Origin of the sequence: Maribacter aquimarinus (genome assembly GCF_047345505.1) — a bacterium.
GTDB lineage: Bacteria > Bacteroidota > Bacteroidia > Flavobacteriales > Flavobacteriaceae > Maribacter.
In genome coordinates, this window is the sequence record NZ_JBLFEO010000035.1 from 26,623 (window position 1) to 41,572 (window position 14,950).

Below are 14,950 nucleotides of genomic sequence, written 5' to 3' on the forward strand. Positions count from 1 at the left end.
CCCTCCTAAATCAATTTTCAAACACACGTTCTTTTCCGTTGATCGCTACCATTATAATCGACGCTATGGCATCGGTAAACGGTATGGCTTTCGAAGACTGTGACAAATACGAACCACCCCTATAAAATTCTACTTTTCGTTTCTTGCCGTTGTTGAAGGTAATCATCGCATGGGTCTCATTTTCAAGTGGACGAATCAGTCTATCGAACTGTTTTTGGAGCTTAAAGACCTGGCTCGTTGCATCGTTTCTTGTAGCTATTACCAACGGCTCCTTTCTTTTATTATAAAGTAGGGCCAAAGCTTTGGCATTGTCGGGTACATGAAACCCTGTATTTTCTTCCATAAGTGCGAAATTTCCTTTGCCATCCCCTAAGAGGACGAGACCATTCAAGGCATCGTACTGACCAATCAAAGCATTCACTGCATAGTCGTTGCCAACCAATAAAATATCTAAGTTACCGTCGTTATTGACGTCGGTGGCGAGCGTGCCGTTTACAGGGGCAAATTGCGCTTCTATGGGTAAGGGCTTGAATCGAAATTTAAAATCCCCCAAATTTTCGAGATAGCCGGTTCGTGTTTCGTTGATGTATTTTTTGGGTATGTCATTCAGTTGTATTTTTTGCAGCAGACCTTCCGTGGTTTCGGTGGCATAGCTGGCATAGTCAGGATATGCTTTCTTGAGGCCGATCAGTTGCTCGAACAAGGTATTTCTTGGGTGGATGGGAACCAATTGTGCTGCCCCAGCGGTATCTTTTTCCCAACTATTGATAATGCCGTCTATGACACCATCATTGTTCAAATCATCTGAAAATATGGTCAAGGGATGTTCGTTCGAAGCTTTAAGGGACGAATTGAGGCCTAAATTTCCTAATACGTAATCGATATCGCCGTCGTTGTCGAAATCACCCCCTGAAACGGAATTCCAAAACCCTGACTGTGGTACATCTATCTTCTTTGTGAGTGTGCCATTGTCATTTCGATATATCGTAATGGGCATCCATTCACCGACTACGATCAAGTCGAGCCATGTATCATTATCGATATCCGTCCATAAGGCAGAAGTGACCATCCCTGCTTCGAGCAGCCCAGGAGCGTTGTTGGCCGTTACGTCCGTGAATTTTCCGTTGTCGTTCCGGAGTAGAAAACTTTTGACAGATTCAGGGTATTTGGTAATGGCCACCCGACCGCCCCGGAACAAATCTAAATCGCCATCTTTATCATAATCCGCTGCGGCGACGATCGATCCGGTAACGTTTATTTCGGGAAGCCGACCTTTCAGTTTTTTAAAATTCCCATTTCCATCGTTGCCGTAAAGCCGATCTTGGTAGTACTTAGAAGATGCCCCATACTCGCCGCTACCGCTCACGACATACAAATCTTGGTCGCCATCACCGTCTGCATCGAACAGCAACACGCCGGTGTCTTCTTCCTTCTTTTCTCCAATTATGAGGTTTTGGCTAGAAAAAGTTCCTTCTTCCGTTTGTAGGAAAAAAGTTCCGGATTGTTTGTAAGCCCCTCCTATAAAAATATCTTCCAAGCCATTGTTATCGATATCACCAACGGCAATGCCCGGCCCCTGTTTTGAAAACTTGTGAAGCAGCAAAGGCGCATAATTGAAATCGTTAAATGCTGGCTCTGAATGTTTAAAATTGATGCCCGGAGGTTCGTTCGCACGCTCAAAAAGAGGTGGATTCTCTTTTGCATCTTTTTGGGTAGGATACATTGCTTTGGACGCATCGAATGAAATGGTTTGATTGGATGCAATACCGTACGATATTTCCTGCTTGCCGGAAGGCCAAACCACTTTCACGGAGTCAATTTTGGCGGTTGTTCCAAGACCAAAGTGCATTGGGCCCATGGTCGACGACTGAAACCCTCGATACGGATTGTTTTCCACGTATTGCAGTTCCTTGCCCTGATAAAGGGTGACTTTTGCACCAACACCACTCTTGTTTTGTGTTTCGCCCGATAGCGCTACTTTCAAAAAATTGGAATCCAAACCATTTTCTCTGGTGTTATTTCTATAAATCGCGGAGGTGGCATTCAAATTATTAATCACCAGGTCTAGATCACCATCGTTGTCCAAATCGGCATAACTGGCCCCGTTGGAGCATATTTTTTCGGTCAATCCTGAACGATCGCCTGGATCTAAAAAAGTCAGATTTCCATTATTGAGAAACAGTTGATTTTTATCTTTCAGATAGTCAAGGTTTGCCATGTATTCGGTTACTAAGCGTACAAAGGTTTGCGCATCGGTGCCCGGCCGTATACTTGATTTTCGATAATCGATATAATCGAGATTGGTAAGGTCCTTAGGGATGCCATTGGTTATAAAAAGGTCTTTGTTTCCATCATTATCAAAATCGGCAAACAGCGGCCCCCAGCTCCAGCCTGTTTTATAAACACCCGATAATTGCCCGATTTCACTAAAATAAGGTTCGCCCTGCGCATCCATCCCTTGATGTACTTGCAGCATATTGCGTATGAACTGCGGTTCGTAACCCATTTGGGTTTGAAGTTTCAGCCTGGTGTTTTCGACGAACCCGATCATCAGTTTTTGACTTTGAATATCTTTGGGGAGCATGTCTAACGATATGATATCTACTAGGCCGTCATTGTTGAAATCAGCAATGTCACATCCCATCGATGATGTTGCCTGATGCCGTAAAACGGAGGCCACCTTATTTTCAAAAGTGCCGTTGCCCTTGTTCATGTATAAGATGTCATTAGAATTGTAATCATTGGAGACATAAATATCGGGCCAGCTATCGCCGTTGATGTCACTGATGCTTACGCCCAAACCATAGCCTTCGAACACGATTCCGGAAGTATTGCTGACATCACGGTACACCACATGACCTTTCTGAGCATCAATACCTATGTTTTCAAGAAGCATATCGGTATTTGGGGCAGAACCGTCGGTACGTCTTGGCCTTATGGAGTTTGGGTCAAAAGTGTCATACTCATCAATGAGGATAAACACATCTAAATCACTGTCTTTATCATAATCAAAAAAGGCGGCATGGGTGGCACTGGGCGTAATGGCGAGGCCATAGGCTTCGGCCATTTCGGTAAAGGTGCCGTCTTGGTTATTGACCCACAATACATTTTTGGAATACCGGTAAACTTTTTTATTGGAACGGCACACATAAATATCGAGGAAGCCGTCTGAATTGATGTCAACCACGCTGACACCGGTTGACCAACCGCTTTTAGAGGCAATGTTCGATTCTTCAGAGACATCCTCAAACTTCATATTGCCTTTGTTCATATATAATCGGTCATTCACTTGATTTCCGGCGAAAAAAGTATCGGGTAGGCCATCGTTATTGAAATCCCCCACAGCCACTCCTGCGCCATTGTAGAGATATTCGTATCGAAGTATGTTGATGGAATCGTTTTCCGAAATCAGGTTTTTATAACCAATTCCGCTGATTGATTCCGGTATTTTATGGAAGATTGGTTGAGCCATCTGCGATCTATTTTCTAAGCCTTCGGATGTATTCGTACATGAAAACGATGATATGACGGCCAGTAAAGCAGTGAGATAAATCGTTTTCATTCGTTTTAACTTGGCTAAATAATCGTGATTTTAATGTTTAAAGCCTTTGCAATTGGAGTTTGAACAGACTTACGTCGATATTTTTACCTAGAATTTCCTTTAATATTTCGAGAGCTTGCCCAGAGCTTGTTTAGAAACAAAATAAGGTGAAGACAATGTTCAGAAAGCCTATGTTAAAGAGCTTATGGATTGTAGTTTGGGAACAGGGAAAGATGAGAATTTCTTTCCCCGTTCTTTCAATCAAACTAACTCAAAACATAATTACAAAAATCTAATTCCAACCTTGTTTTTGTTGTAGTGTTCCGTTGTGCAGATCAACTTCTTCCTGCGGGTAGGGATATTCCAAATCTCTGGGTGCAATAGCCTGCTTTTCAACAGCATTTAATCGGTCAATGACAATGCCCCAACGTCGGAGGTCATAAAGCCGTTGGCATTCGTTAACAAATTCCAATCGCCGGTCATTATAGATTTTGTCAAGTAATTCCGCTTGATTGGAAACATCAATGACCGTCTCCACATTGGGCAGGCCAGCACGATTTCTGATTTTGTTCAGCTCGGTAGAAGCACCCGTCAAATCATTGTTTTCTGCCAAGGCTTCGGCGAGAACCAATATGACATCGGCATAGCGTAATACAGGAAAATCGATGGCGTTGTCAGGGGCAGCAACGTTATTTAGCCACCCATCCCTTGACCAAAATTTGTTGGCCCACCAAAGTTTTGTAAAGGTCTCGCCCCTATTTCTTGAAATAAAATCCTCACTTATAGTTTCGCCCGGTGCTAGCTCGTACCCTGCTGATCGTACCTCAAAACTTGGTTCTATCATGAAATCTCCCTCTTGAATTACAGTTGCATTCATACGTTCATCTCCGGGTTCAAAAGCTTCCACCAAATCTTCGGTTGGCGTTGACTGGCCCCATCCTTGAGGTTCCATCCATTGTGAGGTAAGTTGAGTTTCGCCTTGTTGAGGTGAGAAGACTACGGCAAATATGATTTCAGAGTTGAATTCATTACTTTCTTGGAAGATGGAAAGAAAATCATCCTGAAGACTATATTGCCCTGAGTCAATCACTTCATTGGCGAAGGTAATGGCATCCGTCCATTTTTCCTGATATAGAAAAGTCTTTGCCAATAGGGTCTGGGCGGCCCCTTTAGTAGCTCTTCCCGTATCGGTTGACCCAAGTTCAGAGTTAAGTGGTAAGCCTTCTATGGCGTCTTTAAGATCTTGTTCGATAAAGGCATAAACATCTTCGACAGATGATGGCGCAATTGTCAGTTCATCAGCGGGTAGCACTTCGGATACCAAAGGTACTTCACCCCATAGATTTACCAAATTGAAATAGAAAAGGGCCCTTAAGAACTTGGCTTCGCCTTCAAATCGATTGAGTATTTCAGGGTCGAGTCCTTGGGCATTTGGAATGTTCTCCAGTAATAGGTTGGCGCGATTGATACCATCGTAGAGACCGCGCCAGGTTGAAAGAAGGGTTCTGTCGGTGGTACTAGCCGCATACTCGGCCAATTCGCGTGCCCCGGTATTGCCTCGTAAGTTATCCGTAGGCCCATCGACCATTCGCCACATGTTTAAATCATACATAGCACGGGTCTGCATCGCGTCATACACACCTACAAGTGCCTGAAATACCTGTTCCTCGTTGGAATAGAAGTTGTCGGCTACGATGACATCTATGGGTTCTTTTTCTAAATAGTCTTCACAAGCACCCGTTATGATGGCTACGAGTATCAGTACGATTCCCTTTGTAATAATTTTATTTGTTTTCATAGTTTTTATTTGAATAAACAGTATTGTTTCATCAGCAGTCCGCCGATTCGTTTTGTTTCTTGTTGTATGAGCACCATCTAGAATGTAATGTTAACACCCATCAAAAAGTTTCGTGGTAGCGGATATACTCCTTTGTCGATACCGAGTTCCAAGTCCCGGTTTCCACCACCGCTCCTGGTATTTTGGCCTACCTCCGGGTCAAAACTAAAATAGTTTGTCAAAGTAAACAGGTTTTGTGCCGCGACATAAAATCTGAATCGCCTCATCCCCAAGCTCTCCACAATTGTCTCGGGAAATGTATATCCCAATTCAATATTTCGAAGTCTTAAATAGTCGCCGTCAAAAATATAGCGGTCTGATACTCGATAGTTGTCCGCGGGATCGTTAAAAGATATTCTTGGGAAGGTATTGGTCGAGCCTTCACCGGACCATGCGTTGAGTGCATCGGGCAAACGATTGTTACCCCCACCACCGGCGTCATCATTTAAATTACGATATACCAGACTGAAAATATCCACTCCTGATACCCCTTGAAACAAGGTGCTAAAATCAATGTTCTTGTATTGGGCATTCAAGGTGAATCCGTAGGTAAAATCGGGAATGGGATCCCCAATTACTGTTCTGTCGTCAGGAGAAATGATACCATCGGGAACCCCGTCGGGACCACTGATGTCTTTCCATCGCACATCACCTGGCTGTACGTTCGGGGTATCGGGAGTAGGTCCATTCGCAATCTCTGCTTCATTTTGGTAAATACCGTCGAATTGATACCCAAAGAAGGAAGATATAGTACTACCCACCACGGCCCGGGTTACTGGCTCATCAATACGGAAAGCTACCGAGCTGTTATCGGTGATTACAAATTCATCGCCACCAAGGTCTAGCACCTCATTGGTTAAAGTAGCCCCGTTGGCCGTTACATTAAAATTAAAATCTTTACCTATTGAACCATTGTACGATACAGCAAATTCAACACCTCTGTTCAGAACGCGACCTAAATTCTGTGGGGGTGCCTCAGCACCACCTCCTACTGCTGGAATGGCGGCTCTGATCAACATATCACGGGTTGTCTTTTTATAATAATCGACCGTAAAATCGAGTTTATTGTTAAAAAGCGATACATCAAGACCTACATTGAGCTGGTCATTTGTTTCCCATGAAATCGTTCTGTTGCCCAGCTGGGAGGGACGAACACCAGGTTGTAAGCTTCCACCGAAGGGATAGTTGCTTCCAGCTGAAAGTCGGTTGAATATTAAATAATTATCTCCCAAGTTAAAGTTACCCGATTCCCCAAAGCTACCTCTAAGCTTCATATTTGTGATGACTTTACTATCCTGTAGAAAATTTTCCTTAGCAATATTCCATCCCACGGAAAAAGCGGGAAACGTACCCCATCTCAAATCTTCGGCGAAAACCGAGGCACCGTCCCTTCGCAATACGGCCTGTAAAATATATTTATTCTTGTAAGAGTAGTTTAACCTACCGAAAAACGAGAGCAGCGACCTTTCTCCACGATTACTGTTCGCAATTAATCTGTTGGGATCACCAAAACCGATAAACCGTCTGCTAGGAGTGGTATCGGTAAAACCGTCTTGTCTTGTAAATATGAATTCATCTGAAAAAGATTGGGCCGAAGAGCCAACTACTGCGGTAAAATCATGACTCCCATCATTCTTTGAATAGGTCAAGAAGTTATCCCAGTTCAGATTGACCGAATTGGAGGAGTTCTCGTTTAAATTTGAAACTGCCGGGTTGTTGATGCCGTCCTCATCCTTAACTGCTGGTTGCGTAAAAATCTTTGATGTACCAAAAAACCGGCTATAACCAAAAAGCGATTTGAATTCAAGGTTTTTTAACAAGTCCAATTCGGCATATAGGCTGCCTGTAATGGCATTTCTAATATTTCGTCTATCAGCCCTTTCAGCGGTGGCCAATGGATGTTTTGCACCACCCCAGTATTCCACTGGCCCAACGGGTGTAACATCGTACTGTCCGTCTGGTCTTCTTGGTTGAAAGAGCTGTGAATATCCCAAGGCAGAAAAGGTGACCGAATCAAAATTGATGTTGGTGTCAACTCCTCCAAGTTCGTTTTGACTAAAAATGAAATTAGTGCCCAATTTCAGAAAGTCGGTAGCTTTGTGGTCTACATTTCCACGTATTGAATAACGAACAAAATCACTGTTGATAATGACCCCTTTTTGTGAACGGTACCCTGCGGACATCGCGTATTGTGTTTGTTCAGTACCTCCGTTGAAGGCTAGGTTCAAATCACTAAAAGGTGCCGCTCTGAAAATTACTTTCTGCCAATCGGTTCCCGTTAAGGGAAGCGACTGCGGGTCTGTGTAAAACGGATTCTGTGGAAAAAATCCATCTTCCCCCTCTTGAATCACGCTGCCATCAGGTCTGGTGTTTCGATCTAATACCGCTATGTTGTTGACAATGGCCTGCTCCCTAGGGTTAAGTACTTGGACATTTTGCCGCCATGCTTCACCTATGCCGGTGTGCATATTCAAGGTCAGGCTTGATTTGCCAACAGTTCCCCGTTTGGTCGTAATCACCACGACCCCATTTGCTGCCTGTACCCCGTAGATGGATGATGCCGCGGCATCCTTCAATACATCTACCGATGCAATGTCGTTTGGGTTAAGAAGGTCGATGCCGTTTTTTGTAGGCACACCATCGATAATGAATAGGGGCGAATTATCTCCATTTTGGGCGGCCGTAGAGAAACCACGAATTCGAATACTTACCTCGCCACCCGGTGAGGCATCGTTCGTAGAGATGGCCACCCCAGGAATTCGGCCCTGGAGTGCTTGGTCTAATCTAGGCACGGAATTACGAACGATATCGGCGGCCTTTACCGAAGATATGGCGCTGGTAACATCTTCCCTTTCTTGTGTACCGTAGCCGACCACCACCACTTCTCCCAAGGTTTCTGCGTCTACTGCCATAGTAACATTGATCTGTTTAGATTCCCCAACAGGTAATTCCTGGTTCTTGAAACCGAGATAACTAAAAACCAGTACCGCAGATTTATCACTAACCTCAATGTTATACTCGCCATCAAAATTGGTGGAAACCCCATTGCTGGTACCTTTCTCCACAATATTTACTCCCGGCAAAGCAACCCCCTCATCGTCTGTTACAGTTCCAGTTACGACGATTGGTTCTTGTGTGCTTTTGGTGTTGTCGGTATTCGAGTTTACCCCTACATTTACCGCTTTCGTCCGCGGCGTTAAGACAATTTGCTTCTCAATTACTCTAAAACTGACGGAACTATTGTTGAAAAGTTTGCTTAAAACATATCTAATATCTTTTTCGTTAGCCTTAATGGTTATCCTTCGGCTCAGGTTCAAATCATCCTTGCTATAGAAAAACCTGAAATCGGAAGTAGTTTCTATTTCGTTCATTACATCTATTACAGAAACGGACCGCACATTAAGGGTTATTTTTGTTTTCTGTGCATACCCATTTTCCGCTTGAAGTTGAAATATACCGATAAGGAGTAAAAACAAAGAAAATTTCATTTTCAAATCAAGTTTTATGGAAAAAAAAGGCCTGAGAAAATCTTGATAGTTGTAGGGCTTTTTCATATTTTTAATTTTGGTTTTAGTTGTGACGACTGAAATCATTTTTTGAATCGGAAAGTGTTGACGCACTTTCCGATTTCATTTCTAAATTGTAATTGGGCAAGGTTTTATTTCATTGGCGTGCTATTGGTATTGTTTTATACTTTGATATGACGATCACATCGTTTTCTATTCGGTATTCGAAAGGTGTGTATTCTCTAAAAATATTTAATATGTCTGCGAGCGATTCCTTCTCGAACGTACCCGTGAAATTTTTCGACTCCAACTCAGTGAATTCGTTGTTTATTTCCACGGCAAAATGCCTTTCAAGCTTTCGAATGATTATGTGAAAGGGGTCATCTAGGAAGAGCAATTTATTTTTTGTCCAAGCCGTGTATTTTGATATGTTGGCTTTAGCTACTTTGATTTCTTCGTTTTGAAATACTGCTCGCGTACCAGGAACCATTACTATGGGCGATTCGGCATCTTCATTGTTCGATTTGTAGACCCCAACACTGCCTTCTACCAAAACCGTGGCTGTATTGTTCTCATTCTTATAACTTGACACATTGAACTTCGTACCATACACCCGGGTGTTCATCTCATCGGTAATCACTGTAAACGGACGTGTTTTGTCTTGTTTTACGGAAAAATACGCCTCACCATCCAAATAAACATCTCGGGATGTTTTGCTCGAAAAATGAACGGGATATCTTAATTTTGAGCCGGAGTTTAAATAAACATAAGATCCATCGGAAAGCTTTAGTTCAAATTTTTTTCCATAAGGTACGGTGAGCTGATTGTATACAAGTTCTTTGGCAGTTAAATAGCCTTCTTCTCCATAGTGAAGTACATTTTTCTCTTGTGTTAGAATGGTATTTCCACCCTTATCCGTAATATCCTTGGAGGTGTTTTCATCCAAGATTTGCCGTGTTCCGTCTTGAAGTTCCAGGACAACACTTGATTCGGTATCAATCACGGGATGTTCCTCATTGTCGAAAAACCTAGTAGTATTTAAAAAAGTCGTCACTGCAATGGCGGCTAAAAAAACGCCTGCAATCTTAAGAAAGGGGCGATAGTCACTGCTTCCGATTTTTCGTACCCCAAGACGCTTCATTTTTCCCTTTCCTCTTGTGGATACAATATTTCGCCATATGCCGTCCAAGTCCTTTTCGGTAAAATCTTCGTGGTCAAAGTCCATTAAGAGTACCAGTTGCCGTGCTTTTTCTATGGTCTCTTTTTTTTCGGGATGCTGCTTGATCCAATCGGTCCAAAAGGTATCGGCCATGATATTTTTATTCCAAACCCATATTTGGAAGTACTCATCACTTGCAAAATCCTCTATTGAAAATTCTTCGTAAATCATTCTTTTGAAAAGGGTTTACATAAACCTCTCAATATATAAGAGACCAAAAAACTACAATTACTCCCAAAATGGCGAACTTTTTTGAAGACTGTTAAGATTAATTGATTCCACAGTGCTTTACCGGTGTACTTTGGTCTGTTAACTTTAGGACAAATTATGGTAATATGTTAACCTATTGAGATTTATGGAGCAGTTCCCCGATGAGGAATCCTGTGGTTCCGATATGGGCAACGTAAAGGGAAAAGCAGTATTGGTTCAAGGCCAAAAGGACAATGGCCATGCGCTGACTGTGGCTTCAGGACGACCCTGCTCAGCGGAACGATGATGGAGAACAGACTATTGCCCGTAAGCACTTGTTATATCGCCATGACCTAAATGACCTATGGCAAAAAGATGTTTCCGCGGTGGAACTCCAGCGGCAGTTGGGACACAAAAGGTACGATACGGTCTGGTCGCTCTTGCACAAGATTAGGGAGGCAATGCGCAAGCTCGGTGCGCTTTACGGACTCAAAGGAGAAATCGAGTTCGACGAGGGCTACTTTGAGTCCGCTGTCAAGGAAAATGTAAAGAAGAACCTCAAAACGGGGCGCGGCAGCCAAAAACAGTCCAATGTTGCGGTGATGGCGGAATGGACCCCTTCGGAAGACCCCGATACCGGGGAGAAAAGTAGCCATTGCCAATATTTTCAACTTACACACTTAATGGGATAGTGTCTATTTCAAGATGAAGATACTTACTTCCCACAAGGCAGAGGTAATAGATGAAATTGTAAAGGGTAACTTTTAGGAAACGAGCATCGTTTTCAGCGACAAAAGTACAAGCTATGTGAACATATCCACTTATATCGAGATGCACATAATGGAAAAATCCGGTAAGGAAACAACGGCAACCACACTAAAATGGTTTCATATAGCCATTGCCAATGCAAAATGGTTTACCAAAAGATAAAAGGGATTTACCTGCGGAACTACCTAGACTAATTCTGTTACTAACCAAACAGAAGGTATTTTGATGAAAGGCTGTTCAATAGGCTCACAATAGCAATCACGACACTCTACTGGTACATAGACGGGTGACGGGTAATCAATCAAGATTACAAGTATTCTCGTATTCCGACTTCTCGTATCAGTAGTTGTTCACTTTCTTGGTTTTTTGATTTAATCAGAAAAAATTGTAGGGTTCAGTTGTTAGCCGTGTTTTTGAAATAGCCAACAACGCCGGTCTTGCTAGGGGAGGGATTATTTTGGAAATGAGTCGGTTTACTTATAGGAAACTTGCAGGTGCATTTCATCTTTTATTTATAAAGATAATTGACTTTGTATAGAGTTAATCACCGAAAGCACGAGCAACAGAATCATTTAAATCTTAATATAGCAAATTATAGCGAGGAGAGATACAAAAGGGTAAAAACTAGAATGGACATATACGCTTGAAGTTTTTTAAGACTTCTGGCCAATAAATTATAAGCCGCTTTTTTGTTGAGATTCATAACTTGCATGATTTCTTCATAATTCAAGCGGGCATAGAATTTTAAATGTAGAATTTCCCGTTGTTTCAAATTTAAGTGCCCTAACGCGCTTTGCAATGCCCTTCGTTTCTCGTCAAAACGCTGTTTTTCTATGAGGTTAAATTCAGCAGACGGAGTATGGTTTGAAAATAAGGTGTTATCTTGGCAAATGTTAATCAACTTTCTCTCTTTAGCAGCTTTTCGAATTAACGATCGCCGTAAGCTTTTGAAGAGATATGCCTGTATGGTTTTTATTGCCGATAGTTTCTCCTTGTTGTTCCAAAGGTCTACGAAAAGGCTTTGAACGGCATCCTTTACCAGCTCTTTGTTCCTAACGATTTTCATTCCGTATCGGAACAATTTTTCTGCATTCCGCTTGTAAATCAACCCAAATGCAGCTTCGTCCCCGGCCTTAAACTGCTGCCAGAGGGCTTCGTCTTTTACAGGGTCAAAGTTGGATGACTTTTCATTCGTAGCAACGAATAGGCCGTTTTCTGACGCTGAGATACTTGTGTTTATCTTTTCAGTTTTCATATTAAGGACTGCACTTCATTGCTAATATAGTAAATAATGATTATCAAAACATTAATATCTAAAAAATTTACCCGCTAATCTAGAAAATAATAAGCCTACATTTTATTGTAGAACTTTAGTACTACGAAAAAATCTATATGTAAGCTTCCCCTAAAACCGAACTGTTTAAAAGTAGAATAATAATCTTAATTTAGACGGTATGAGAAAGAGCAGATTTTCACCCACACAGATTGCAAAGATTTTAAAAGAGTTCGACAACGGAAAGAGTGTTGACCAGATAAGCCGTGAGCACGGTGTTAGTTCCGCTGCGTTTTACAAATGGCGTTCCAAGTATGCAGGAATGAGCTCAAAGGAGCTAAAAAGGCTCAAAGAACTCGAACAAGAGAACACGCGACTCAAACAGATGTATGCGAGTTTGGCACTAGATCACCAGATGGCCAAAGAGATCATAGAAAAAAAGCTCTAAAGCCCTGTCGTAAACGAAGTATCGCCAAGGAGCTTGTTCATTACGGCATCAACAGGACGTGCCGTGTTTTAAATATGAGCAAGAGTGTTTACTGTTACAAACCCTTGCCCAAAGACGATTCAGCTATAGAAGATGCACTTGAGAAAAAAGCAGAGGATCGTTCTGAAGAGGGCTTTTGGAAAGCTTACGACCGTTTACGGGAAGAGGGCAAACCTTGGAACCATAAACGTGTGCACCGTGTTTACGTAGCCTTGGGACTTCCTTTGAGAAGAAAGGTGAAGAAACGCTTGCCAACAAGAATTAAAGAGCCTCTAGGGGTTCCAAATGAGTTAAACCATACTTGGAGTATGGACTTTGTAACCGATGTCCTAGAGAACAAAAGGCGCTTCAGAGCATTTAACATTATAGATGATTTTAACAGAGAAGCACTTCATATTGAAGTAGATTGTTCCTTGACAAGCAACCGCATTGTTTGGGTACTCAACCATTTGATCAATAAAAAAGGGAGGCCCAAGAAGATACGTTTGGACAACGGTCCAGAGTTTATCGCACAAATAACAAGTGAATGGAGTCAAATGCACGATATAGAATTTAAATATATCCAACCGGGAAAACCAACCCAAAATGCTTTTATAGAGCGATTCAATGGATCATACAGACGTGGGGTCCTTAATAAATACATTTTTGAAGACCTAAATCAAGTCAGAGAGCAAACCAAAATCTGGATGGATGATTATAACCATGAAAGACCGCACGATAGCTTAGGGAAAATCCCACCAGTAAAATATGCAAAACTTAATTCCTCTGGGGCTAGCCCCAGAGGAATTAAAAAACAAAATAAAAAAGTAATTTTGGAAAACTAAACAGTTTTAATCAAGGGAAGCTTACATATACATTCGTGCCGATGAGTACGAATTATACGTAAGGGTTCTCATACTGTAGGTCGAATAACCTGTCATATCGTGTGGTGCACCAGATAGCGTTACAAAGTACTTCAAGGCGATTCGATTTGAAGGTTTGCTGCCGTGAGCTGTTGATACAGGTGTGCGAATCTCAAGAGATCGACGTATTGAAGGGAGTGGTCAGCTCGGACCATATCCATATGCATATCGAGTATGCCCCGAAGTTGAACGTCAGCGATATTGTGGAGCGGCTCAAGGGAAGGTCTTCGCGTCGCCTTCAACAAGAGTTTCCGGAATTGAAAAAGCGCTATTGGGGCAACCATTTTTGGGCCAGTGGTAACGGTGTTTGGAGCACTGGCAACATCACGGATAAGATGGTGGACGACTATTTGGAACATCACCGACGACAAGGTTCAAGTGACCGGACCAATTTCATATTGGAATAGCAGGGCTTTCAGTCCTTCGGTAAAAACCCCTGCACTTGCAGTACAGGGTGGTTTAGTTACTTTAGCTAACGAGCCGAGTTTTTTTAGGAATTTTAAGATAAAAATCAACCGTTAGTCAGAATTATCAAAGGATGACTTGGAACTTTGAAGGGCCTGATGAAAAATCCACCAGGGAATTGAAACTTGTACACTTCTAACGAAATTTTTGTTTTGAAGTCCAACAATTTATAGGATGGTAATGTATCCGTCCGACCAACCGCATCTTGATTTGGGCAACCTATCGGTCTAGTTTTGTGATCGCATAAACCAGAACCGATGTTAGGACTTGACAGCACCGCCAGATTTGAACTGTACCTTCCACCGACCGATATGCGCAAGAGCTTCGACAGCCTCTGCGGGATCGTCCAGGGCGAACTGGCCAAGACGCCGACCGACGGAACGGTCTACATATTCGTCAACAGGCTCAACAACAGGATAAAGCTTCTGCATTGGCGATCCGGCGGCTTTGTGCTGTACTACAAACGTCTGGAGAAGGGCACTTTTGAGCTTCCCCTCTACGATGCATCGGTGAAGAGCCTGGTCTTGGACCATGCCCAACTGGTGCTCCTCTTCGATGGGATCACCATTGGCAACCTGTCCCGGAAGAGCAGGTACAAAAGCCCTTGAAACCCTTGTTTTTATTGGCTTTTTTTCGTATTTTTAATTCATCTTAAAAATCCACCTGCTTTGCAGGTGGTCATGTTCTGAGGGCTATGCCTATTTTTGTTGTATGGGTAAATATAGGAAACTCAGCCATGTTGTCTACAAATGTGATTATCACA

Annotated in this window: 9 protein-coding genes; 4 read left to right on the top strand and 5 right to left on the bottom strand. The window is 42.5% G+C overall.

All coding sequences use genetic code 11. The features are described 5' to 3' along the window. Nucleotides 1-10: 10 nt before the first annotated feature. From ACKWCC_RS17610 to ACKWCC_RS17625, 4 genes are all read right to left on the bottom strand, one after another. A complete protein-coding gene (locus ACKWCC_RS17610) occupies nt 11-3,562 on the bottom strand; it encodes a VCBS repeat-containing protein (protein WP_413997286.1) in 3,552 nt (1,183 codons plus the stop codon). A gap of 271 nt (nt 3,563-3,833) precedes the next feature. Then, nucleotides 3,834-5,339, bottom strand: a complete 1,506-nt coding sequence (locus tag ACKWCC_RS17615) for a RagB/SusD family nutrient uptake outer membrane protein (protein WP_413997287.1) — start codon at nt 5,337-5,339, stop codon at nt 3,834-3,836. Between the two features lie 77 nt (nt 5,340-5,416). Then, on the bottom strand, nt 5,417-8,932 hold the full coding sequence (locus ACKWCC_RS17620) for a SusC/RagA family TonB-linked outer membrane protein (RefSeq protein ID WP_413997288.1): 3,516 nt from the start codon (nt 8,930-8,932) through the stop codon (nt 5,417-5,419). 109 nt (nt 8,933-9,041) lie between these two features. Then, nucleotides 9,042-10,274 (bottom strand): FecR family protein, encoded by a 1,233-nt coding sequence (locus ACKWCC_RS17625; protein WP_413997289.1) that lies wholly within the window; start codon nt 10,272-10,274, stop codon nt 9,042-9,044. Nucleotides 10,275-10,678: 404 nt separating this feature from the next. Here ACKWCC_RS17625 and ACKWCC_RS17630 point away from each other — a divergent pair, with 404 nt between their 5' ends. Beyond that, a complete protein-coding gene (locus ACKWCC_RS17630; protein WP_413997290.1) occupies nt 10,679-10,984 on the top strand; it encodes a hypothetical protein in 306 nt (101 codons plus the stop codon). Between the two features lie 668 nt (nt 10,985-11,652). On the opposite strand, the gene ACKWCC_RS17635 is transcribed toward ACKWCC_RS17630, so the two are convergent. Next, nucleotides 11,653-12,315 carry an RNA polymerase sigma factor gene (locus tag ACKWCC_RS17635; protein WP_413997291.1) on the bottom strand — a complete coding sequence of 221 codons (663 nt, stop codon included), beginning with the start codon at nt 12,313-12,315 and terminating at the stop codon, nt 11,653-11,655. Nucleotides 12,316-12,514: 199 nt separating this feature from the next. Between ACKWCC_RS17635 and ACKWCC_RS17640 the strand changes: the two genes are divergently transcribed. The 3 genes from ACKWCC_RS17640 (at nt 12,515) to tnpB (ending at nt 14,795) form a co-directional block, all read left to right on the top strand. After that, nucleotides 12,515-13,644, top strand: a protein-coding gene (locus ACKWCC_RS17640; RefSeq protein WP_413997292.1) for an IS3 family transposase whose coding sequence is annotated in 2 segments (ribosomal slippage) — nt 12,515-12,776 and nt 12,776-13,644 — 1,131 coding nt in all. Because the reading frame shifts where the segments join, the coding sequence is not laid out codon by codon here. Nucleotides 13,645-13,790: 146 nt separating this feature from the next. Next, entirely contained in the window at nt 13,791-14,129 is a 339-nt protein-coding gene (gene tnpA / locus ACKWCC_RS17645) for an IS200/IS605 family transposase (RefSeq protein WP_413997293.1), read from the top strand. Nucleotides 14,130-14,444: 315 nt separating this feature from the next. After that, nucleotides 14,445-14,795, top strand: a complete 351-nt coding sequence (tnpB, locus tag ACKWCC_RS17650) for an IS66 family insertion sequence element accessory protein TnpB (RefSeq protein WP_413997294.1) — start codon at nt 14,445-14,447, stop codon at nt 14,793-14,795. The last annotated feature ends 155 nt before the right edge of the window (nt 14,796-14,950 follow it).

Excerpts from the sequence above, each read along its gene's own strand:
- ACKWCC_RS17620 (WP_413997288.1), bottom strand. The coding sequence starts at position 8,932 with ATGAAAAAGCCCTACAACTATCAAGATTTTCTCAGGCCTTTTTTTTCC.
- ACKWCC_RS17625 (WP_413997289.1), bottom strand. The coding sequence starts at position 10,274 with ATGATTTACGAAGAATTTTCAATAGAGGATTTTGCAAGTGATGAGTAC.
- ACKWCC_RS17610 (WP_413997286.1), bottom strand. The coding sequence starts at position 3,562 with ATGAAAACGATTTATCTCACTGCTTTACTGGCCGTCATATCATCGTTT.
- ACKWCC_RS17615 (WP_413997287.1), bottom strand. The coding sequence starts at position 5,339 with ATGAAAACAAATAAAATTATTACAAAGGGAATCGTACTGATACTCGTA.
- tnpB (WP_413997294.1), top strand. The coding sequence starts at position 14,445 with ATGTTAGGACTTGACAGCACCGCCAGATTTGAACTGTACCTTCCACCG.
- ACKWCC_RS17635 (WP_413997291.1), bottom strand. The coding sequence starts at position 12,315 with ATGAAAACTGAAAAGATAAACACAAGTATCTCAGCGTCAGAAAACGGC.